General features: G+C 70.5%; 19 protein-coding genes and 2 pseudogenes. 13 read left to right on the top strand and 8 right to left on the bottom strand.

What is annotated here, in order from left to right; genetic code table 11:
- Positions 1-15: 15 nt before the first annotated feature.
- A pseudogene (locus tag H9L22_RS08675) lies at positions 16-1,790 on the bottom strand (acetyl/propionyl/methylcrotonyl-CoA carboxylase subunit alpha).
- A 95-nt stretch (positions 1,791-1,885) separates the two neighbouring features.
- Here H9L22_RS08675 and H9L22_RS08670 point away from each other — a divergent pair.
- The gene (locus tag H9L22_RS08670; protein ID WP_187722378.1) at positions 1,886-2,356 is read left to right on the top strand and encodes an NUDIX hydrolase; all 471 of its coding nucleotides are present in this window, start codon (positions 1,886-1,888) and stop codon (positions 2,354-2,356) included.
- Here the strand turns inward: H9L22_RS08670 and H9L22_RS08665 are convergent.
- Together H9L22_RS08665 and H9L22_RS08660 are read right to left on the bottom strand one after the other, a co-directional pair.
- The gene (locus tag H9L22_RS08665) at positions 2,353-3,789 is read right to left on the bottom strand and encodes a mechanosensitive ion channel family protein (RefSeq protein ID WP_187722377.1); all 1,437 of its coding nucleotides are present in this window, start codon (positions 3,787-3,789) and stop codon (positions 2,353-2,355) included. The genes H9L22_RS08670 and H9L22_RS08665 overlap by 4 nt on opposite strands.
- Before the next feature lie 22 nt (positions 3,790-3,811).
- Positions 3,812-4,219, bottom strand: coding sequence for a hypothetical protein (locus H9L22_RS08660; protein ID WP_187722376.1), 408 nt, complete (start codon positions 4,217-4,219; stop codon positions 3,812-3,814).
- Positions 4,220-4,331: 112 nt separating this feature from the next.
- Between H9L22_RS08660 and H9L22_RS18805 the strand changes: the two genes are divergently transcribed.
- The 3 genes from H9L22_RS18805 to H9L22_RS08645 all read left to right on the top strand — a co-directional run bounded on the left by H9L22_RS18805 (position 4,332) and on the right by H9L22_RS08645 (position 5,746).
- On the top strand, positions 4,332-4,649 hold the full coding sequence (locus H9L22_RS18805; RefSeq protein ID WP_226966232.1) for a hypothetical protein: 318 nt from the start codon (positions 4,332-4,334) through the stop codon (positions 4,647-4,649).
- Position 4,650: 1 nt separating this feature from the next.
- Entirely contained in the window at positions 4,651-4,881 is a 231-nt protein-coding gene (locus H9L22_RS08650) for a hypothetical protein (RefSeq protein ID WP_187722375.1), read from the top strand.
- Between the two features lie 136 nt (positions 4,882-5,017).
- Positions 5,018-5,746: a hypothetical protein gene (locus H9L22_RS08645; protein WP_187722374.1), complete on the top strand. Its 729-nt coding sequence runs from the start codon at positions 5,018-5,020 to the stop codon at positions 5,744-5,746.
- Here H9L22_RS08645 and H9L22_RS08640 read toward each other — a convergent pair.
- From H9L22_RS08640 to H9L22_RS08630, 3 genes are read right to left on the bottom strand one after another with little or no spacing between them, the layout of a single operon-like run.
- Entirely contained in the window at positions 5,736-6,353 is a 618-nt protein-coding gene (locus H9L22_RS08640) for a Maf family protein (protein ID WP_187722373.1), read from the bottom strand. The two genes, H9L22_RS08645 and H9L22_RS08640, sit on opposite strands and share 11 nt — an antisense overlap.
- Before the next feature lies 1 nt (position 6,354).
- Positions 6,355-6,564, bottom strand: a complete 210-nt coding sequence (locus H9L22_RS08635; protein WP_226966231.1) for an acyl-CoA carboxylase subunit epsilon — start codon at positions 6,562-6,564, stop codon at positions 6,355-6,357.
- A complete protein-coding gene (locus H9L22_RS08630; RefSeq protein ID WP_187722372.1) occupies positions 6,561-8,135 on the bottom strand; it encodes an acyl-CoA carboxylase subunit beta in 1,575 nt (524 codons plus the stop codon). The genes H9L22_RS08635 and H9L22_RS08630 overlap by 4 nt, the downstream gene beginning before the upstream one ends.
- 66 nt (positions 8,136-8,201) lie before the next feature.
- Here H9L22_RS08630 and H9L22_RS08625 point away from each other — a divergent pair, with 66 nt between their 5' ends.
- The 4 genes and pseudogenes from H9L22_RS08625 (at position 8,202) to purE (ending at position 11,214) form a co-directional block, all read left to right on the top strand.
- A complete protein-coding gene (locus tag H9L22_RS08625) occupies positions 8,202-8,978 on the top strand; it encodes a biotin--[acetyl-CoA-carboxylase] ligase (RefSeq protein ID WP_226966298.1) in 777 nt (258 codons plus the stop codon).
- A gap of 42 nt (positions 8,979-9,020) precedes the next feature.
- The gene (locus tag H9L22_RS08620) at positions 9,021-9,518 is read left to right on the top strand and encodes a PH domain-containing protein (protein WP_187722370.1); all 498 of its coding nucleotides are present in this window, start codon (positions 9,021-9,023) and stop codon (positions 9,516-9,518) included.
- 43 nt (positions 9,519-9,561) lie between these two features.
- Positions 9,562-10,722 (top strand): 5-(carboxyamino)imidazole ribonucleotide synthase, encoded by a 1,161-nt coding sequence (locus tag H9L22_RS08615; RefSeq protein ID WP_187722369.1) that lies wholly within the window; start codon positions 9,562-9,564, stop codon positions 10,720-10,722.
- A pseudogene (purE, locus tag H9L22_RS08610) lies at positions 10,715-11,214 on the top strand (5-(carboxyamino)imidazole ribonucleotide mutase). Before H9L22_RS08615 ends, purE begins: the two are co-directional and overlap by 8 nt.
- Positions 11,215-11,275: 61 nt before the next feature.
- On the opposite strand, the gene H9L22_RS08605 reads toward purE, so the two are convergent.
- Positions 11,276-12,631, bottom strand: a complete 1,356-nt coding sequence (locus tag H9L22_RS08605; protein ID WP_226966297.1) for a DUF3352 domain-containing protein — start codon at positions 12,629-12,631, stop codon at positions 11,276-11,278.
- Positions 12,632-13,160: 529 nt separating this feature from the next.
- Between H9L22_RS08605 and H9L22_RS08600 the strand changes: the two genes are divergently transcribed.
- Positions 13,161-14,384 (top strand): HNH endonuclease signature motif containing protein, encoded by a 1,224-nt coding sequence (locus H9L22_RS08600; RefSeq protein WP_187722367.1) that lies wholly within the window; start codon positions 13,161-13,163, stop codon positions 14,382-14,384.
- A gap of 103 nt (positions 14,385-14,487) precedes the next feature.
- On the opposite strand, the gene H9L22_RS08595 is transcribed toward H9L22_RS08600, so the two are convergent.
- Complete coding sequence (locus tag H9L22_RS08595) at positions 14,488-15,675, bottom strand: LCP family protein (RefSeq protein WP_187722366.1); 1,188 nt, start codon at positions 15,673-15,675, stop codon at positions 14,488-14,490.
- Positions 15,676-15,793: 118 nt separating this feature from the next.
- Between H9L22_RS08595 and H9L22_RS08590 the strand changes: the two genes are divergently transcribed.
- Genes H9L22_RS08590 through H9L22_RS08575 form a run of 4 tightly spaced genes read left to right on the top strand, consistent with a single transcriptional unit; the run spans position 15,794 to position 20,755 of the window.
- Positions 15,794-17,299: an LCP family protein gene (locus H9L22_RS08590; protein ID WP_187722365.1), complete on the top strand. Its 1,506-nt coding sequence runs from the start codon at positions 15,794-15,796 to the stop codon at positions 17,297-17,299.
- A gap of 35 nt (positions 17,300-17,334) precedes the next feature.
- Positions 17,335-18,324: a glycosyltransferase family 2 protein gene (locus H9L22_RS08585; RefSeq protein ID WP_226966230.1), complete on the top strand. Its 990-nt coding sequence runs from the start codon at positions 17,335-17,337 to the stop codon at positions 18,322-18,324.
- A 52-nt stretch (positions 18,325-18,376) separates the two neighbouring features.
- Positions 18,377-19,744 (top strand): coiled-coil domain-containing protein, encoded by a 1,368-nt coding sequence (locus H9L22_RS08580; RefSeq protein ID WP_187722364.1) that lies wholly within the window; start codon positions 18,377-18,379, stop codon positions 19,742-19,744.
- On the top strand, positions 19,745-20,755 hold the full coding sequence (locus H9L22_RS08575; protein ID WP_187722363.1) for a coiled-coil domain-containing protein: 1,011 nt from the start codon (positions 19,745-19,747) through the stop codon (positions 20,753-20,755). It begins immediately after the preceding gene.
- Positions 20,756-20,772: the final 17 nt, after the last annotated feature.

Here is a 20,772-nt window from a genome sequence, read left to right as displayed (position 1 = left end):
ACGGCAAGGACCGGGTCAGGCGTCGACGATCTCGCAGACCACCTCGCCGGCGGTCAACGCCTGCCCGGCCGCGACCTTGACGTTCGCGATGACTCCGTCGCGGTGCGCGGCGAGCGGCTGCTCCATTTTCATGGCCTCGATGACGGCGACGGTGTCGCCCTCGGCGACGACCTGGCCCTCCTCGACGGTGAGCTTCACGAGCGTGCCCTGCATGGGAGACGTGAGCACGTTGCCGCTGGGGGCGGCCACCCGGCTTCCGCCGCGGTCGCGGCGGGTGGGGCGCTGGGCAACCTTCGCCGCGGCCGGCCGTGCGCCGCCGAAACCGCCTGGCAGCTTCACCTCGACGCGCCGTCCGTTGACCTCGACGACCACGACCTCGGGCTCGATGTCGTCCTCTGGCTCACCGAGGACGCCCTTGTAGGGGGCGATGTCGGCCCTGAACTCGGTCTCGATCCAGCGCGTGTGCACGCCGAAGTTCCCGTCGGCGGCGACGTACGCGTCGTCGAGCAGGACCGCCTCATGGAACGGCACGACGGTCGGCATGCCGTCGATCCGAAGCTCCTTGAGCGCGCGACGGGAGCGGGCGATGGCCTGCGCCCGGTCCGCACCGGTGACGATGACCTTGGCGACCAGCGAGTCGAAGGCGCCGGGCACGGTCATGCCGGCGTGGTAGCCCTCATCGACGCGGATGCCGGGGCCGGTCGGCGCCTGCCAGGTGACCAGCGTCCCGGGGCGGGCATGAAGTTGCGGGCCGCGTCCTCGGCGTTGATGCGGAACTCGATCGAATGGCCACGCACCGCGGGGTCGCCGTAGCCGAGTTCCTCACCGGCAGCGATGCGGAACATCTCCTGCACCAGATCGAGCCCCGTGACCTCCTCGGAGACCGGGTGCTCCACCTGCAGACGAGTGTTGACCTCGAGGAAGGAGATCGTGCCGTCGAGTCCCACCAGGAACTCGCAGGTGCCGGCGCCGACGTAGCCGGCCTCCCGTAGGATCGCCTTGCTCGACGCGTACAGCCGCTCCACCTGATCGTCTGTCAGGAACGGTGCGGGCGCCTCCTCGACCAGCTTCTGGTGGCGACGCTGCAGCGAGCAGTCACGAGTCGACACGACGACGACGTTGCCGTGCTGGTCGGCGAGGCACTGCGTCTCGACGTGTCGTGGTTTGTCCAGGTAACGCTCCACGAAGCACTCGCCCCGGCCGAACGCCGTCACGGCCTCGCGGGTCGCGGACTCGAACAGTTCCGGCACCTCCTCGAGGGTGCGGGCGACCTTCAGGCCGCGTCCGCCGCCGCCGAACGCGGCCTTGATGGCGATGGGCAGCCCGTGCTCCCTGGCGAACGCGACGACCTCGTCGGCACCGGCAACCGGGTCTGCGGTGCCGGGCACCAGCGGGGCCCCGACCTTTTGCGCGATGTGCCGCGCGCGGACCTTGTCACCCAGGGCTTCGATCGCCGCGGGCGGAGGACCGATCCAGGTGAGGCCGGCGGCGATGACGGCGGACGCGAAATCGGCGTTCTCGGCGAGGAAGCCGTACCCGGGATGGACGGCGTCGGCGCCGGTGCGCTCCGCCACGGACAACAGCTTGTCGATGTTGAGATACGTGTCTGCCGGGGTGGCGCCGTTGAGGGCGAAGGCCTCGTCCGCGAGCCGGACGAAGAGCGAGTCCGAGTCGGAGTCAGCGTAGACCGCCACCGACGCGATGCCCGCGTCGCGGGCGGCACGGATGACGCGCACGGCGATCTCGCCGCGGTTGGCGATCAGGACCTTGGAGATGGCGGCGTTGCCCACGATGTTTCCTCCTGGAATCGGCTCGTGTCCGGAGTCTAACCGGCGAACACGTCCCAGGCATTGGCCTGCGCCGGATCTTCTGCCAGTGTGGACACATGCCCACCCCGCCGTTCGTCCTAGAACTCCGCCGCCACGTCGGGAATGCGCCGCTGTGGCTGATGGGCGCGACCGCCATCGTGGTGCGCGACGGCCGGGTCCTGCTGGGCCGCCGGGCCGACACGGGGGAGTGGGCCGCGCCCAGCGGGATCGTCGACCCGGGCGAGCATCCGGCGACCACCGTCGTCCGTGAGGCGGCCGAGGAGCTGGGTGTCGTGATCGAGGTGACCGGGGCGCTGTGGCTCGACGTCACCGGCCCGGTCCGCTACGCCAACGGGGATCAGTGCCGCTATCTCGACCACGGGTTCCTCGCCCGCTGGATCTCCGGCGAGCCGTGGGTGGCCGACGAGGAGTCCGTCGACGTGGGCTGGTTCCCGATCGACGCGCTGCCGGAGCCGCGGCACCCCAGGCTGGAGGCCATGGTGGCCAGGGCGCTCGAGCCGGAGCCCCGGGCCGCGTTGCCGCTCTAGTCGTCGACGGCGGGCTGCTCGCCCGTGCGCTGGCGTCGTTCGGCCGCCTGTTCCCGCTCGGCCATGTCGGCCGCGCTGGGCCCTGACATGGTGCGGCGCCGTTCCTCGGCCGCGGGCGAGCCCGAGTAGAGCCGTGCCTCCGGGCTCTGGGACGTGGTGGTCGTCTCGGAGCGCGTCTCCCGCGCGGGGACGGCCTCTGCCCCTTCACGCCGCTGCCCGAGCCAGGCGTGGAGCCACCGCGGCAGGCCGCTGTCCGGCTCCTCGTCATCGTCGGTGGGCTCGACCTTCGGCATGACGGCGGTCGCCTCGACCGCCTGCTCCGCCTCCCACTGCGCCACCGTCTTCTCGACGAAGTCCTCACGCTCCTCGAACGTGGGAGCCGCCGTCGTCTCCGGCTCCAGCCGGGTGCGGGGCAGCGCGTAGACGGCGTTGCGCTGGAGCCAGTTGATCAGTTCCTCGCGCACGTAGCAGCGCAGGTCCCACACGTCGCCGGAGGTGGCGGCGGAGACCACCGCCCGCAGCCGGACGTGGCTGCCCGTGGAGTCGGTGACCTGGAGCGCGTTGCTTCGGCCGTCCCAGAGGTCGGAGGCGTGCAGCAGGCGGGTCAGCTCCACCCGCATCGCGTCGATCGGCACGAGCCAGTCGAGGTCGAACTCGACCGTGCCGAGCATCTGGGACTCGCGGCGGGTCCAGTTCTCGAAGGCCTTGCTGGTGAAGTAGGTGCTGGGTACCACCCAGCGTCTGTCATCCCAGGTGCGCACCACCACGTACGTGAGGGTGATCTCCTCGACTGAGCCGCTGTTCTCCTCGAAGACGATGAGGTCGCCGACCCGCAGCGCGTCGGTGAAGGCCAGCTGCATGCCGGCGAAGACGTTGGCGAGCGACGCCTGCGCCGCGAGGCCGGCCACGATCGACAGCAGGCCGGCCGAGGCGATGAGCGAGGTGCCGATGGCCCGGAACTGGGGGAACGTCAGCAGCGCCCCGGCGAGAGCGCAGAGCCAGATGACGGCGATGATGACCCGGTCGAGGACCTGCAGCTGGGTCCGGACCCGGCGGAAGTGCGGCGTCTCCTCGTCATGCTCGCCGTGGGTGAGGATGATGTCCTCGACGGCGCGCACAAGCCCCGTCAACAGCAGCGCGGTCGCCAGGATCATGACGATGAGGAAGCCCTGCTCGAAGTACGTGCGCCACGGCGGGTTGGAGGAACCGACGGGCGGGGCAGTCGCGATGGTCACACCGAGACCGAGGCCGAGTAGCGACAGGAACACGCGCTGCGGTACCCGCAGCCGCGTGCTCAGGGCCTTCAGCCGGGTGTGGCGCCGGACCAGCAGGTAGGCGCCGACGGACAGCACGACCGAAGCGACGATGCCGGCCAACCAGCCGAGCCCGGCGCCCATCGCCACCGACAGTATGTCCAGCGCAGCCTCTTCCATGTCCCCGAGCGTAGTGCGACGCTCAACGATCGGTGCGCAGGCTGAGCGCGGCGACCTCTCCGTTGACGGTGAAGGCACCCTGCCAGGCGCCACCTTCGAACAGCAGCGAGTCGGCGCCGTCGGCCGTGATGGTGAAACCGGCCGCGGGCAGCGTGGTGCGCAGGTGCTCCGCGACCTCTGCCCCGGACGGGCTGACGACGACGGCGGTCACGTTGTTGCCCATGTTGATCATGTCGGAGACGACGGCGCCCTTCGGCAGCGAGACCCCCTCGGGGGCGTTGGTGAGTCCCAGGTCACGCAGGGTGACGGCGTCGGCGGGGACGCTGACCGCCGCCGACGGGGACGTGGGGGTCGGGGTGGGGGAGGCCGGTGCCGCCGAGCAGCCCACCAGAGCCACCACCGCCACCATGCCCGCAAGGATCCTTCGCACGGGACGACTCTAGCCAGTGGAACCCAGGGGCCCCTGCCGGACATGGAGGGGTGAACGGGAAGGAGGGCCGGACATGCACACACATGCGGCGATGGCAGGGACAATGACAGCCATGACGGACGACGCGCTGTGGCAATGGTTGCGCCACGGGGACGAGGAGGCGCTGCGGGAGGTCTTCGGCCGCCACAGCGACACGGTCTACAACGTCGCCTTCCGCAACGAGGCCCGGAACCAGGTCCGGTCCCGCACCCGCGTCCTGCGACTCATCCACCGGGCCGCAGCCGACGTCGACGACCGCCCTCCCGACGACGCGGCTGGCTGGGTCGAGGCGCTCGGCCTGCCCGTCGGCACCGTGAAATCGCGCCTGTCCCGGGCCCGCAGAACCCTGGCGACGACCGAGGTCGCCGCCCTGCTCCGTGAGGAGGACTGACATGACCACCAGCCAGCTGCCACCCGAGCGCAGGCTGCCGCAGCCCGGCGCCATGATCGACCGCGTCGTCGCAGGGGCGGAGACGCCACCCTCACGGGCCGGGGCCGCGTGCTGGTCGCCGTCGCCGCGGGCGTCGGCATCATCGCCCTGGCGGTCGCGGTGTCACAGGTCGTCCGCGGCGGCCAGGTCGCCGTCCCCGCCGATCCGACGGGCGCGCCGTCGCCTACCGTGACGGCCCTGCCGTTGCAGCGGGTCGACCTCGGCGCCGGCCACTGGGCCCAGGTGGCCGCGGGCGCCGTCCTCGAGAGCTACCCGGAGCAGTACGTGCTCGTCGGTCAGCTGTGCGCGCCCGCCGCAGCGTCGGTCTCGTGGACGACGGTGCGCCCCGACGGCACGAGCGCCGCCGGTGTCGAGACAGTCGGCCCGACGTGCTGCCTGCCGCCGACTGTGAGAACCTCCGTATCTTCCGGCTTGGCACGCTCACGGCCGGTGAGAGCGCCGAGGTGCGCGCCGACCTCGCCGGCGTGCCCGTCGTCTGGCGCCTGACGGGAGGCCCTGCCCTCATGCCGAGCCCCGGCCCGCAACCCCTCCCGACGCAGGCGCCCACCTCGACGCCACCGCCCATCACGGGCTCGCCCGACACCCCCGTCACGGGCACCCCCGACCCTCGGCCCGGCGTCCCCGTCGTAGCCACCGGCACCTTCGGGGGATCGTTCGCGCTGCGGTACTTCGACGTCGCCGTCGGCGAGCTTCAGGTGGATCCCGACGGCACCGCCTGGGGCGCCCACGTGTCGGTCTGCTACGTCGCCCCGCACCGGGACGCGAACGCCGAGGGGACCACCCGCACCAGCCTCGATCCGTGGGCCTGGTTCGTCCAGGACGGCGAGGGCGGCGGCCCCGGCGAGTGGGTCGCGGCGTCCGAGACGCCGACCACGACGCAGTGGGGCCCGGCCTACGCGGAGAAGGCGCTGCAGGTGGGGGAGTGTAACGACGGCTGGGTCACGGCCGCGTTCGGCAACCCCGACCTGTTCCTGCCGAAGCTGCGTTACCAGCCGGCGGACTTCGGGGACTCGATCGAGTGGACCGTCAGGCGGTGACCTCGTCGTCCGGCGGGACCCACAGGTCCTGCCAGGCGACACCCAGGTCGATGACCATCTGCCGCACCAGCGGCAGGGAGAGCCCGATCACGTTGAAGGGATCGCCGGAGATCGAGGTGACGAACGCCCCGCCCCGGCCGTCGATCGTGAATCCGCCCGCGACCCGCTGCGGCTCGCCCGTGGCGGCGTAGGCGGCGATCTCGCCGTCGGACACATCTGCGAACGCGACGGTGGTCGAACCGATCCGCACCGAATCGTGTAAGGCACTGGCCCGGCTCACCGCCACATAGTGGCCGGTGTGCAGGATGCCCTCGCGGGCGCGCATCCGCTGCCAGCGTTCGATCGCCGCCTGCTCGGTGCCCGGCTTGCCGTGGGCCCTGCCCTCGAACTCGAGGACCGAGTCGCAGGCGATCAGGATGTAGTCGCCGTCCAGACGTCTGACGACCGATTCGCCCTTGCAGCGGGCCAGCGTCATGGCGAGATCGATGGGCACCGGATTGCGGATCTGGGATTCCTCGAATCCGGAGACGATCACCTCCGGAGCGAGGCCGGCGCGGCGCAGCAGCGCGAGGCGGGCAGGGGACTTCGAAGCGAGGATGAGCCGCACATCAGCCCCGGTGGTAGGTGCGCCAGGCGTCGCGGCCCGGCATCAGTTGGGCCCGCATGGTGCGGTAGTACGACTTCCACCCGCCAGCCAGCGGCCGGTCGTCGGCGGAGCGCAGCTTCTCGGGCCGGGTCGCGACCGTGAGCACGACGGTGACGGCGGCGATCTCCTCCTCGGTGAGATGCGCCTTGGCGAAGGACAGCGGTTCGGTCACAGCGGAATGTTCCCATGCTTCTTGGGCGGCAGCACACCGCGCTTGGTGCGCAGCAGCCGGAGCGCCCGGATGACCTGGGCCCTGGTCTCGTGGGGGTAGATGACCTGGTCGACGTAGCCGCGGTCCGCCGCCACGTACGGGTTGGTCAGTTCGTCGTCGTACTCCTGGACGAGTCGCGCCCGCTCCGCCTCCGGGTCCTCGGCGGCTGCCAACTGCTTCCTGTAGAGGATGTTGACGGCGCCCTGGGCGCCCATCACGGCGATCTGCGCCGTCGGCCACGCCAGGTTGATGTCGGCACCCAACGCCTTGGAACCCATCACGAGGTAGGCGCCGCCGTAGGCCTTGCGGGTGACGACCGTCAGGAGCGGGACGGTGGCCTCCGAGTAGGCGTAGATCAGCTTGGCGCCGCGGCGGATGATGCCCTGATGCTCCTGCGCGACGCCGGGCAGGAAGCCGGGGACGTCGACGAAGGTGAGGACGGGGATGTTGAACGCGTCGCAGGTGCGCACGAAACGGGCGGCCTTCTCGGCCGAGTCGATGTCGAGACATCCGGCCAGCACCAGCGGCTGGTTCGCGACGATGCCGATGGAGCGTCCCTCGATGCGGCCGAAGCCGACGATGATGGAGCCGGCGAATAGCGGCATGACCTCGAGGAATTCGTCGTTGTCGAGGACGTTGCGGATCAGGTCGCGCATGTCGTAGGGCTGGTTCGCCGCGTCGGGGATCAGGACGTCGAGCTGGCGGTCGTGATCGGTGATCGTCAGATCGACCTCCTCCTCGTCGTAGATCGGAGGATCCTCGAGGTTGTTCTGCGGCAGGTAGCTGAGGAGCTCGCGGACGTACTCGATCGCGTCGGACTCGTCGGCGGCCAGGTAGTGGGCGTTGCCGGACTTGGTGTTGTGGGTGCGTCCGCCGCCCAGCTCCTCCATGCTGACGTCCTCGCCCGTGACGGTCTTGATGACCTCCGGGCCGGTGATGAACATCTGGGAGGTCTGGTCCACCATGACGACGAAGTCGGTGAGCGCCGGGCCGTAGACGTGGCCGCCGGCCGCGGCGCCCATGATCAGGGAGATCTGCGGGATCACGCCGGAGGCCAGCGTGTTGCGCCGGAAGATCTCGCCGTAGAGGGCGAGCGAGACCACGCCCTCCTGGATGCGGGCGCCTCCACCCTCGTTGATGCCGATCAGCGGCACGCCGGTCTTCAGGGCGAAGTCCTGGATCTTGACGATCTTCTCGCCGTAGACCTGGCCGAGGGCGCCGCCGAAGATGGTCACGTCCTGGCTGAAGACACACACGGGGCGGCCGTGGATCGAGCCGGTGCCCGTGATGACGCCGTCGCCGAACGGGCGCCGTTGCTCCATGCCGAACGCGTTGCTGCGGTGGCGCGAGAACTGGTCGAACTCGGCGAAGCTTCCCTCGTCGAGGAGGGCCATGACGCGCTCGCGCGCCGTCATCTTGCCCTTCGCGTGTTGCTTCGCGACGGCCTCGGCCGAACCGGCGTGCACGGCCTCGTCGATGCGCACTCCCAGGTTGGCGATCCGGCCAGCGGTGGTGTGGGGGTCGATCTCCATGCGTGTCACCCTACCCGCGCAGGTCAGCCCGAAGGAGAGTATCACTAGCATTGCGCCGTGCCCGAGATGCCCGACGCTGACACGATTCGCAGCCTGTTGACCTGTTCTGACCTTCTGCCGACGGTGGAGGTCGTAGCGGCGACGGGTTCGACCAACGCGGACCTCGCCGCCCGCGCCCGGGCAGGCGGCCCACCGGGGCTCGTGCGGATCGCGGCCGAACAGACGGCCGGACGCGGCCGCCTCGACCGGACCTGGGTCAGCCCGCCGGGGGCCTCCGTCTCGCTCTCCCTGCTGGTGCGGCCGGAGCCGCTCTTTCCCCAGTGGGGGTGGCTGTCGCTGCTGGCGGGCATGGCTGTCGCCGGCGCCGTCGCCGAGTTCGCACCGTCCGACGCGTCGGTGCGGCTGAAGTGGCCCAACGACGTGCTGATCCGCAGCCGGAAGGTGTGCGGAATCCTGTCGGAGCGGATCGAACGGGCCGACGGCGCCCTCGCGGTCGTCGGGCTCGGCATCAATCTCTCGCTCGCGGCCGACGACCTCCCCGTGCCCACGGCGACGTCGCTGGCCATGGAGGGCATCGTCGCGCCGGTCGACCAGCTCGTCGCGGCCGTCCTCAACCGGTTCGCCGTCCTCTATGGCGAATGGAGCGAACGGGGTGCCCTGCGCGCCGAGTACACGGCTGTCTGTGCCTCGATCGGGGCGCCGCTCAGCATCCAGGTCGACGAGGGGCACCGTGTCACCGGGGTCGGCGACGGTGTCGACGAGTACGGTCGCCTGCTCGTCCGCACCGACGCAGGGGTGCGGGCGTTCGCCGTCGGCGACGTCGTCCACGCACGACTGGACTGAGCACCGGCCCGCTGGGACACGAGGCGTGCCACACTGGTCGCCATGGTGATCAGCAAGGACCAACTCGGCCGGGACGAGAACATCCAGTTCACGGTGCGCACGCATGTCAAGGTGCTCTTCGTACCCGCGTTCGTCCTGATCCTCCTCGGAGCGGCAGTCGGGCTGACGCTCGCGCTGCTGCCCGCCAGCGCGCAGCCCTGGGGTACCTGGGTTGCAGTCGGCCTGGCGGTGATCCTGTTCCTGTGGCTGGTGCTCGCGCCGTTCCTGCGCTGGCTGACCTCGACCTACACGGTCACCGACCGGCGGGTCATCACACGCAAAGGCATCATCAACAAGGTGGGCCACGATCTGCCGCTGCGCCGCATCAACAACGTCAACTACGAGCGCTCGCTGACCGACAGGATGCTCGGCTGCGGGACGCTGATCCTGGAGACGGCGGCCGGCCAGCCGCTGACGCTGCCGGACGTGCCGAACATCGAGCGCGTACACGTCGCCATCACCGAGCTGCTGTTCTCCGTCCACGACGAGTCCGACGACTGACGCATCGCCCAGCCCGGCGGCCTCCGGTTGGTAGGCTGCCCGGGTGACTCGCCGCTACAGCGTTGCCATCGCCGGAGGCGGGCAGCTCGCCCGCATGATGCAGCAGGCCGCGATCTCCCTGGGGATCGATGTGCGCCTGCTCGCGGAGGCCGAGGGGGTGTCCGCCGCGCAGGTCGTGCCCGACACGACCGTCGGTGACTACCACGATCTCGACACGCTCCTGACGTTCGTGGACGGCGCCGACGTCCTCACGTTCGATCACGAGCACGTTCCCACCCGGCACCTCGCCGTCCTCCAGGAGCGGGTGGCGGTGCGACCCGGCCCCGAGGCGCTGGTCTTCGCGCAGGACAAGGCAGCCATGCGGGCCAGGATGACGGAGCTCGGCGTGCCCTGCCCCGCCTTCGAGGTCTGCGGTGACGCGGCCGCGCTGCGGGCGTTCGGCGACCGGCAGGGCTGGCCCATCATCGCCAAGACCTCCCGCGGCGGCTACGACGGCAAGGGCGTCTGGAAACTGGACGGCCCCGACGAGGCGGGCGTCCCGTTCGACGGGCTCGCGGAAACCTCGGCGGGGGAGCCCGTCGTCATCGTCGCGGAGGAGTTCATCGACTTCAGCCGCGAGCTGTCCGCGATCGTCGTCCGCTCGGCGTCCGGTCAGCTCGTCGCCTACCCGGTCAGCGAGACCGTCCAGGAGGACGGCATCTGCGTCGAGACCGTCACCCCTGCGCCGGGGCTCCCGGCCGAGGTGGCCACGGGGCTGCAGGAACTCGCGCTGAAGGTGGCCACCGAACTGGGCGTGGTCGGGGTGCTCGCCGTCGAGCTCATGGAGGCCCGCGACGGACGCATCGTCGTCAACGAGCTGGCCATGCGTCCGCACAACACCGGCCACTGGACCATGGACGGTGCCCGCACCAGCCAGTTCGACAACCACATCCGCGCCGTCCTCGACCTGCCGCTCGGCTCACCCGATCTCCGCGACGACGTCGTCGTGATGCACAACGTGCTCGGCGGCACGGAGCCGGATCTGACCGGCGCGCTCCTGCACGTCTTCGCCCGCGACCGCGACGCCCGCGTCCACCTGTACGGCAAGGACGTGCGTCCCGGCCGCAAGGTCGGTCATGTCACGGTCTGCGGCACCGACCTCGACAACGTGCGGCGCCGCGCCCGGCACTCCGCCCGCTACCTGATGGGAGAAACCGATGAGTGACGCACGCGTCGCGATCCTGATGGGATCCGACTCCGACTGGCCCACCATGGGTGCGGCCGCCACGGCGCTGGAGGAGTTCGGCGTGCCCTACGAGGCGGACGTGGTCTCCGCGCACCGCATGCCCGAGGACATGGTCAGCTACGGCCGATCGGCCCACGAGCGGGGCATCAGGGTCATCATCGCCGGAGCCGGGGAGCGGCCCACCTGCCCGGCATGCTCGCCGCGCTGACGCCGCTGCCCGTGATCGGGGTCCCGGTGCCGCTGAAGCACCTCGACGGCATGGACTCGCTGCTGTCGATCGTGCAGATGCCGTCGGGCGTGCCCGTGGCCACCGTCGCGATCGGCAACGCCCGCAACGCTGGGCTGCTGGCGGTGCGGATCCTCGCCGCATCCGACGACGCGCTGCTGGAGCGGATGCTGGACTTCCAGGAGTCCCTGCGTGATTCCGCCTACGCGAAGGGCGAGGCGGTCCGTTCCGCCGCGCGCGGCTGAGGCGCAACGACAACGGGGGCCGGGTGGATGTCCACCCGGCCCCCGCTTCGCGTACTGGTCGTCAGTTGAAGGTCACGCGCACCACGGCGTGGGCATAGTCGCCCTTGATGGTGCTGACGACGCCGATCGACGACACCGGCTCGAGCCAGGCGCGTGTGTCGGGGGCGCCGCCGTCCAGCATGCTCGAGACGGTCGGCAGAGCGAGCGCGGCGTTGACGTTGACGAACAGGATGCTCCCGGCCTCACCCTCGACGACCCGCTTGAACGAGTCGACGTCACCGATCTTCGTCGCCGGGGCCTTCAGATCTGCGATCTCCTGGCCGACGGCAATGTAGCCGGTGTCACCTTCCTGCCCGAAGGCGATGGTCGGCTCGGGGACCTGGGAGAAGAGGTCGCCCAGCCCGTCGAAGATCTCCTTCTGCTTGGCCGGGTCGTCGCTGCGGAGTACCGCTCCGATGACCGGCTGGTCGTCCGGGTAGTTGAACGAGAATGCGGCCTGGGTGCCGACCAGGGCGGCGAGGTCGTCGGCGCCGTTGATGCCCAGCTCGGTCAGCGAGTCGACCATGCCGTACTGTCCCTCGAGCATGGTCCAGAGCTGGCTGAAGGTGTCGTCGCTGGTGACGGAGCCTGCGACAGCCACGGAGTCGCCGGGCAGGCCACCGACCAGGTCGGACACGCTGCCCGTCGTGGTGGGGGCTGACGGGGCCTGAATCGCCGTGCGAAGCGTCAGCATGTCGTCGGCAACCTGGAGACCCAGGGCGCCATACGCGTCGCGCAACCCGTCGAACTGCGAGGTCTCCACGCCTGAGGTGGCCCCGGCCTCGGCCATCGCCTCTGTGAGGAGCCCGGGAGCGAACCAGACGGTGGCGAGCGAGGAGCCGCCGAGCTCTGCCATGTCGGCCTGGTAGGTGGCGTTGTCGGCGATGGAGCCCGACTTCACCGAATCGGCGCTGAGGGCGTCGTCGTCCGCGACGACCATGACGTTCTCCACGAAGAACACGTTCATGTCGCTCAGATGCTTCTTGGCGAAGTCCTCGGCCTTGCCCTCGTCCTTCGTCTCGATCGCCAGCAGCATCCGGTCGCCGGACTCGGCCTCAGCCAGGCTGTGGACGCCGGACGCCATCGAGTCCCCGAGCCACGGCCCGATCTCGGTGTCGTAGTCGGGGGCGTCGGGATCGGACTGTGCCACCAGCGTGTAGAGGGCCTTCTTGTAGTCCGTGCCGGCTTCATCGAGGTTCCCCTCGGGGAACTTCTCGACGATGGCCTTGAGGGCGAGCTGGTCGGCCACGGCGGGGTTGAGGTTGACCTCGACCACGAGGGCGAGGTCGCCCGGAAGCGCCTTGGCGGCGGCGACGGAGGAGCCGCGGAAGAACGAGAGCCCGAAGACCACACCGCCGGCGATCAGCGCCAGTGCCAGGACGCCGGCGATGATCGCCGGAACCTTCGACTTCTTCTTCGGGGGCTGGCTCTGGGGGCCGTAGCCGGGCTGGCCCTGGGAGCCGAAGTTCTGCTGACCCTGCGAGGGGTAGCCGGGCTGGCCCTGGGGGCCGTAGCCGGGCTGGCCCTGGGGACCGAAGTTCTGCTGACCCTGCGAGGGGTAGCCGGGCTGGCCCTGGGGACCGAAGTTCTGCTGACCCTGCGAGGGGTAGCCGGGCTGGCCCTGGGGACCGAAGTTCTGCTGACCCTGTGCCGGGTAGCCGGGCTGGGACGGCGGCTGACCGGGGCCGCCGTTCGGGGACCATGGCTGCTGCGGGGGCTGTGACCCCTGCTGCCATCCGGAATTGGGGGCGTCTGACTCACTGTCGTCTCCTCGTACCTGGACTGAGCCTGTCTAGTGTAGGTGGAGCGGGGGCCAGGAGAGATTCGTGAAGGGTGGGGCGCCAGACACCCGCAGAAAACAGACTGCAAACTCTTGAACTCGTAATCGCTCGGATGTACAATTAGTTATGAGTTTGTCCGACCACACCAACACCCTGCTCCGCTGGGAAGAAGCAGCGGAGCGTGCGGGTGTGATCGCCGGGCAGTTGGCCCAGCTGAACAACGAACTCATCGCCCTGACCGCAGAAGTTCTCGACACTTTCACCTGGGCCGAGAACGGCATCCAATCCCCCGAACACTGGCTCAGCGTCATGTGCGCGACGTCTCCGGCGCGGGCCCGTGACATTGTCGCGATCGCCCGCCGCCGCGGCGAGTTCCCCGTGCTGGAGGAGAAGATGGCCGCCGGGACCGTGAGTCTGGACCAGATGACCGTGGTCGCCCGGAATGTTCCCGCTGAATACAGCGACGCGGTCTCCGTGTTTGTTGAGCATGCCACGGTGCAGCAGCTGCGTCGGGCGTTGCCGAAGTACGGCTTCGAGGAACCGCCTGACGAGTACGAAACGCCGAGGCCCGGCCCGTCTGGGGATGAGGGGCCTACGCTGCAGATGGGCACGCTGGGGGGCCGGTTCCAGCTGCGCTACGAAGCCGACGCCCTCGAAGGAGCCCTGGTCGAACAAGCCCTCCGCGAAGCGAAAGACGCCCTGTTCACCGCCGGTCACGCCGAGGCCACGTTCGCTGATGCGATCCTCGAGGTCGCGTCCCGCTCACTGTCCACGGTTGAATCGGGGTCACGCCGGCAGCATTACAAGGTCCTGGTCCACCTCGAAGCCGATGGCAAGGGCTGGATCAACAAGCAGGGCGCTCTCCCCGGACATCTGGTGGAGCGGATCACCTGCGACGGCACCATCCGACCCGTCTGGCTGAAGAACGCGTCACCGGTGTCGGTAGGACGATCCATGAGGATCGTCCCCGACCGCACCCGCAAACTCGTCGAGGATCGTGACGGTGGCTGCCGGTACCCCGGCTGCCCCGTCACCCGGTTCCTCGAGAATCACCACAAGCGCCACTGGAGCAAAGGCGGGGCCACCGATATCGATGAGTTGATCTCGTTGTGTACGCATCATCATCGGGAACATCACCGGGGTGAGTTCACGATCGAGGGGAATCCGAACCGGCCCGACGGGTTGGTGTTCAAAGCGAGATATGGCTGGGAGATCGAGCCGCATATTCCGGATCCTGTTCCGCCGCCGCGTCATGCTCCGCCGGATCAGCAACCCGTTCGGGGCTGGACCATGGACTCCACCTTGTATCTGCGCCCCAACAAGGACTCGGCACCCACCGACACATACTGAGCTGTCCTTCGTCCTTCGACAGGCTCAGGCGCTCCCTGAGGAGCCCTCGTTCCGGATCCTGAGCTTGTCGAAGGGCACAACCTCCTCAGGGACCTGCCGCGCGTCACTTGCGGTACTTCTCCAGCGACGTCGTGTCGCCGGCAGCGAGCGCCGCGAACACCCCGCCTGCGGCCTGCTCGTCCCAGATCATGACCGAACCGACGTCGGTGCGGGCATCGGCATCCGAGACCGGCACCATCAGCGAGATGCCGCGGCCGGTCATGACGCTGAGGAAGCCGACGCCGACCTGGGCCACCTCCACGATGCCGGTGTCCTCGCCGCGGGCGAGGGAGCGGGCTGCCGCCTGGTTGACGTTCCAGTACCGGACCGGATTCAGCAGCGTCATGGGGGAGACGACCTCGCGGCCGATCGCGCCGATGACCTCCCGCTGCCGGCCCATGCGGCCGATGTCGCCGGTCTTGTCCGACTTGCGCATGCGGACGTACCCCAGCGCCGTGACCCCGTCGACCTGTTGGCATCCGGCCTTCATGGACAGGTGCGCGTCTTTGTCGTCGAAGTCGAACTTCGGGCACACCTCGATGCCGCCGACGGCGTCGACGACGTCGACCACTCCTGCGAAGCCGACCTCGAGGTAGCCGTCGAGCCGGACGCCGGTGTTGTGCTCGATGGTCTCCACCAGCAGGGGAGCGCCTCCGAAGGCGAAGGCGGCATTGAGCTTGTTGCGTTTGCGGCCGGGGATCTCGACCAGCGAATCACGGGGGAGGGACAGGAGCACCGGATCGCCCACCGTCGGCATGTGGAGCAGCATCATCGTGTCGGTGCGTCGACCCTCGGTGGAGCCGGTGCCCAGCAGGGCCCTCTCCTCGTCCGTCAGATCCTCCCGCGAGTCGGATCCGACCAGCAGCACGGTCGTGCCGGGCTGGTCGGCGGGGCGCTCGCCCGCCGAGGCGGCATCCACCCTGGTGCCGGAGAACCAGGCGAACGCGGGTGCGCCGACCAGGAAGAGAACCCACACCAGGAAGAGCGTGCCGATCACGCGCATCACCGGACGGCGACGGCGACGGGTGCGCTTCGCCGGGGGCGGAGGCGCGGGCGGCGGCTGGAACGAGACCGGCTGCTGCGGGGCCGGCGGTTGGTGCGGAGGGCCGCCTGCAGGTCCGGTCTTCCGGCCCCGGTAGGGGCGGTCCAGTGCGGCGGCGTCGGCCGGACGCAGGATCGCGGTGTGCTCCGGTTCCGGCTCCGGCTCCTGGCCCCTGCGGTAGAGCCAGTCCATGTCATCTGGGTGGGTCATGACACCTCCTCGCCCGTTCAGCGTACCGAGGTGTCCCGAACCGGGTCTTTCCGGCGTGGCGTGGCTGAAGGCGCCCCGCGCCTGCGTGAGACTGGCACCTGCCGTGAAAGGAGCCCCCGTGACTCAAGCCCCGCTCGCCGAGGCGAACGCCGTCCGTTCGCGCCGGGCAGTCGGCTTCGTCGTCATGTCGGCGCTGCTGCCGGGCTCCGTCCAGTCCTTCGCCGGTAACCGGGCCATCGGTCGCTGGGCGACCCGGATCTTCGGCAGCGCCCTGGTGCTGGTGCTGCTCATCGGGCTCGGCCTCCTGATCCTCCGCGGGCCGACCCTCGGATTCCTGCTGACGCCGGCAGTCGCGCTGCTGCTGCGGATCGGCCTGTGGATCCTGTTCGGCGCCTGGGTGCTGCTCCTCCTCGACTCGTGGCGGCTGGCCCGCCCCCTGCGCCTGCCGCGGCGGCCGCGACTGCTCCTGACCGTCTCGGTGCTGGTGATGGCGCTCCTCGCAGGCGGGGTCACCTCGGTGGCGTCCACCGCGCTGGTGGGCGCGGGCAACGTCGGCGAGGTGTTCAGCGGCGGGGGCGACTCGGAGGTCAAGGCCGGGCGCTACAACGTCCTGCTGCTGGGCGCCGACGCCGGCGCAGGCAGGGAGGGGCTGCGCCCCGACTCCATCAACGTCGCCTCGATCGACGCCGAGTCCGGGCGCGCGATCCTTTTCGGGCTCCCGCGCAATCTGCAGCGCGTCCGCTTCCCGGAGTCGTCGCCGCTGCGCGAGCTGTACCCGGACGGTTTCGTCTGCGAGGACGGCGCCTGCATGCTCAACGGCGTCTACACGCTCGGCTCGGAACACGCTGACCTGTACCCCGGCAAGGACGCCGGCCTCGAGGCCATGAAAGAGGCCGTCGGAGAGACCCTCGGCCTCGAACTGAACTACTACGCCATGGTCGACATGGCCGGCTTCTCCAGCCTCATCGACGCCATGGGCGGCATCCGGCTCGACATCGGCAAGCCGATCCCCATCGGCGGTGTCGGGTCGAAGATCTCCGGCTACATCGAACCCGGCGAGAACGTGCTGCTCGACGGCTACCACGCCCTCTGGTTCGCCAGGTCGCGAGCCGAGAGCAGCGACTACGAACGGATGCTGCGGCAGAAGTGCGTGATGTCGGCGATGGTGGCGCAGCTGGACCCGTTCACCGTCGCCACCCGCTTCGTCGACCTCTCGGAGACGGGGGCCAACATCCTCAGCACCGACGTCGGCCGTGGCGAGATCGCCACGCTCGCGGAACTCGCGCTCAAGACGAAGGACCTGCCGATCGCGGCCGTCAACTTCGCGCCGCCCCTGATCGTGGCCGCCGAGCCGGACTTCGGTCTGATCCGAGAGACGGTCCGGCAGCGGATCGAGGAGTCCGACGCGCTGGAGGAGCAGACGGCGAAGACCCCGAGCCCCGCCCCCTCCGCCGGTGGCAGCGTGGACCCCGGGACGACGTCGCCGGCGCCGAGCCAGACCGCGAGCACCCCGGCTCCGACGGGTGGCGGGTCCGCGTCCGTCGAGCCCAGCCCCACCGCCGACACGGACGAACAGCCGACGCAGACCGGAGACCTCGGGGCCGTGTGCTCCGTCAGCGGCTAGTCACTAGAGTGAGCCGCGCATCGCAAGGAGGTCCCGTGCAGCCCAGTGTCAGCGTGGTCATGCCGATCCGCAACGAGGAGCGTCATCTGCGCGCCGCCGTGGAGCGGGTGATCGACCAGCACTACCCCGGAGACCTCGAGGTGGTGCTCGCCGTTGCACCCAGCGAGGACCGCACCGCCGACATCGCAGCAGAACTCGCCGCCGCGGACCCCCGGATCGTCGTCGTCGACAACCCCGCCGGGCACACCCCCGTGGGGCTCAACCTCGCCATCGCGCGCGCCGCCCATGACATCATCGTGAGGGTCGACGGCCATGGGGAACTCAGCCGCGACTACATCGCCACCGCGGTGCGCCTCCTCGAGGAGACAGGGGCAGGCAACGTCGGCGGTCTCATGGACGCCCGGGGCACCGGGCCGCTCTCGGAAGCGATCGCGGCGGCGTACAACTCCCGCTTCGGCCTCGGCGGCGGCGGGTTCCACCTGGCCGACACACCCGCCGGACCAGCCGACACCGTCTTCCTGGGCGTCTTCCGGCGTTCCGCCCTAGCTGACGTGGGCGGCTTCGACGAGACGCTACAGCGGGCGCAGGACTGGGAGCTCAACTACCGGCTCCGCACCGCCGGCCACCTCGTCTACTTCTCCCCGGCCCTGCGCGTCGCGTACCGGCCGCGGGACTCCTTCGGGGCGCTTGCCCGGCAGTTCTACCGGACCGGGCAGTGGCGCCGCGAGGTTGCCAGACGACACCCGGAGACACTCTCCCTCCGCTACCTGGCGCCCCCGGTCGCCGTCTCGGCCATGGGAGCCGGGATCGTGGGCGGAATCGTGGGTCTCGTGCTGCGCAACCGCCTCCTGACCGGGCTGTTCATCGTCCCGCTCACCTACCTGCTGTTCCAGGGCGTGGCCACCGCCACCATGACCGGACTCAGCCCCGCAGCGCGGCTGCGTCTGCCCGCGGTGCTCGCAACCATGCACATCGCCTGGGGGCTCGGATTCCTGGTCGGAGTGCGGTCCGAAGACCGCGGCTGAGACCGACACACCCCAGGTGGGAGCGCTCGCCCACTCATGCCAAGATGGGGGCATGCAGGTGCCCGAGGATCAGCAACAGCCCACCGGAGCGGCCGCTGCTACCCAGGTCCTTGTGCAGGCGCAGCGGCTGGCCGAACGGCTCCGTGCTGAGGCCGAGTCGGAGGTCGAACAGCTCCGGCAGGAGCGGCTCGCGATGGAGCGGGCCAGGGACGAAGCCGCAGGCGAACTCCAGTTCGTCCGACACCGTCTGGCCGAGGCCGAAGCGGACGCCCAGCGCATCCTGACTGAGGCGACGGGCGCGTCCGGCGCCCTCGCCGAGCGTGCCCAGACGATGGCCGACGAACTCATCGCGGAGGCGCGCGCCGAGGCCGCGGCCCTCACGCAGGAGGCGCGGCGTGCTGCGGAGTCGGAGACGCAGGCTGCGGAGGCCGCCGCCGCCCGCCTGATCGACGATGCGACGGCGCGGGCCGAGCTGCAGCGCACCGAGGCTGACGTCGCCCGCGCTGTGCACGACTCCGAGCTTGCCGCCGAGCGGTCCGCCCACGACGAGGCGCTGCGGGAGGAGGCCGAGACGGCCGCGGCTGAACGTGGCGCGCTCACGGCCACGGCCACGGCCGAGGTGGAGCAGCAGCGTGCCGCAGCTGCCCGTGACGTCGAGGCAGCTGGCGTCGAGGCCGAGGAGCTTCGCGCCGCGGCCGCCCGTGATGCCGAACGTCTCCTGGCCGAGGCCCACCGTGACGCCCAGGAGCAACTCGCTGACGCCGCAGCCCAGCTCGAATGGGCCCGTGGCACCGTCGCGGGACTCGTCGACGGCACGCGGGCCGATATCGCGAGGCAACGGCGTGAGGCGCATCTGGGGCTAGCGGCGCGGGCCAGAGACGCCAGGTCAAAGCTGAGCGATACCGTCAGCCGCACGGTCGACGTCGCCCGCCGCCGCCTCCGGGCCGCGGAACTCGACGCCGCCGACGTCCGGGCCCGAGCCGACGCGGAACTCGTCGCGGCGAACCAGCACGGACAGCGCACCCGCGAGGCGGCCGAGGCCGCTGCCGCCGACCTGATCACACGCGCGGAACGCGAGGCGGCAGCCATCACTGAGCGGGCCGAGGCGCGCATCGCCAACGCGGAGTCCACCGCCGCGATGGTGCGGGCGTCGATGGCCGATGAACTCGACCGGACCCAACGTGCCGCCTACGAGCGAGCCCGCTCGACCCGCGAAGAGGCAGTCGCGCTGCTGTCCAGCGCGCGGGAGGACTCGGCGGCGCTGCGCAGCCAGGCACAGGAGATGCTCGATGCGGCGCGGGCCGAGGTCGAGGGTCTTGCCCGTCGGCGCGACGACATCACCTCCCAACTCAACAACCTGTCCGGCGTCATCGAAGCGCTCGCCGTCACCGGACCCAGCACCCAGGATGAGGAAAACTAGATGAGCCCCACCTTCCGCACCGTGCTCCGCGGCTACGAGCCCGCCCAGGTCGACGCCGAGCTGGAGACGCTCCAGCAGGCCCTCGAATCAGGGCGCAACGAGCTCGGCGAACTCACCGTCCAGTACAAGGAGGCGCAGCAGCGCGCCGCCGAGCTCGAGGCACGACTGGCGGAGGTGACGGCCCGGGCAGAGGAGGCCGCACGTGCCAAGAGCATGGCCACCCGCCCGTCGTTCGTCGATCTCGGCGAACGGGTCGGGCAGATCCTGACGTTGGCCGAGGACGAGGCGGCTGACCTGAAGCGGAAGGCCGCCGAGGACGTCGCCCGCATGACCGAAGAGGCCACCCGCAAGGCGCAGGTCGTCGCCGCCGACGCCGACCGCTACGCCATCGACACCCGCAGCGCCGCCGAGGCCGACGCCGAGGCGCGGCTCGCCGGTGCCGAGCGCCGCGCAGGAGAGCTCGTCGACCACGCCGTCGCCGAGGCCAACGCCCGCCGCGAGGAGGGTGAGGCGGTCTACGAGTCGCAGCAGGCCCGCGCCGCGCAGGCCGCCGCCGACTTCGAGCGGACCCTGGGGGAGCGGCGCGACGCAGCCGCCGCCGATTTCGAGGTCGTCATGTCGCAGCGCGAGGCCCAGCTGGCCGCCGCGGAGGAGAACCTGCGCGCCTCGGAGAACGAGGCGCTCCGACTGGTCGCCGACGCCGGCAGCCAGGCCGAGGCCGTGCGTGCCGCCGCCAAGCGGGAGGCCGAGGACCTGGTGGCTGAGGCCCGCACCAAGGCCGAGCGGATCCGCCGCGACTCCGATCGTGAGCTCGCCGCTGTCACTCAGCGGCGCGACTCCATCACCGCCCAGCTCGCCAACGTCCGCCAGATGCTGGCGACCCTCGGCGGCGGGGCCGTGCTGGCCGCCGTCGAGCCGGAGCCCGAGGCGCCGGTCGAGGAAGAGAAGCAGGACGACGTCGACGAGACCGTGGTCGAGGCCGACGACGAGGAGCAGTCCGCCGGGGCCTGAGGCGAACGGCCCTCACC

The sequence above is a fragment of the Tessaracoccus defluvii genome (genome assembly GCF_014489575.1).
Lineage (GTDB): Bacteria > Actinomycetota > Actinomycetes > Propionibacteriales > Propionibacteriaceae > Arachnia > Arachnia defluvii.
The sequence above is the reverse complement of the archived record's forward strand: the minus strand, read 5'-3'. Positions and strand labels throughout refer to the sequence as shown.

Excerpts from the sequence above, each read along its gene's own strand:
- H9L22_RS08670 (WP_187722378.1), top strand. The coding sequence starts at position 1,886 with ATGCCCACCCCGCCGTTCGTCCTAGAACTCCGCCGCCACGTCGGGAAT.
- H9L22_RS08665 (WP_187722377.1), bottom strand. The coding sequence starts at position 3,789 with ATGGAAGAGGCTGCGCTGGACATACTGTCGGTGGCGATGGGCGCCGGG.
- H9L22_RS18805 (WP_226966232.1), top strand. The coding sequence starts at position 4,332 with ATGACGGACGACGCGCTGTGGCAATGGTTGCGCCACGGGGACGAGGAG.
- H9L22_RS08650 (WP_187722375.1), top strand. The coding sequence starts at position 4,651 with ATGACCACCAGCCAGCTGCCACCCGAGCGCAGGCTGCCGCAGCCCGGC.
- H9L22_RS08630 (WP_187722372.1), bottom strand. The coding sequence starts at position 8,135 with ATGGAGATCGACCCCCACACCACCGCTGGCCGGATCGCCAACCTGGGA.
- H9L22_RS08625 (WP_226966298.1), top strand. The coding sequence starts at position 8,202 with ATGCCCGACGCTGACACGATTCGCAGCCTGTTGACCTGTTCTGACCTT.
- H9L22_RS08620 (WP_187722370.1), top strand. The coding sequence starts at position 9,021 with ATGGTGATCAGCAAGGACCAACTCGGCCGGGACGAGAACATCCAGTTC.
- H9L22_RS08600 (WP_187722367.1), top strand. The coding sequence starts at position 13,161 with ATGAGTTTGTCCGACCACACCAACACCCTGCTCCGCTGGGAAGAAGCA.
- H9L22_RS08595 (WP_187722366.1), bottom strand. The coding sequence starts at position 15,675 with ATGACCCACCCAGATGACATGGACTGGCTCTACCGCAGGGGCCAGGAG.
- H9L22_RS08580 (WP_187722364.1), top strand. The coding sequence starts at position 18,377 with ATGCAGGTGCCCGAGGATCAGCAACAGCCCACCGGAGCGGCCGCTGCT.
- H9L22_RS08575 (WP_187722363.1), top strand. The coding sequence starts at position 19,745 with ATGAGCCCCACCTTCCGCACCGTGCTCCGCGGCTACGAGCCCGCCCAG.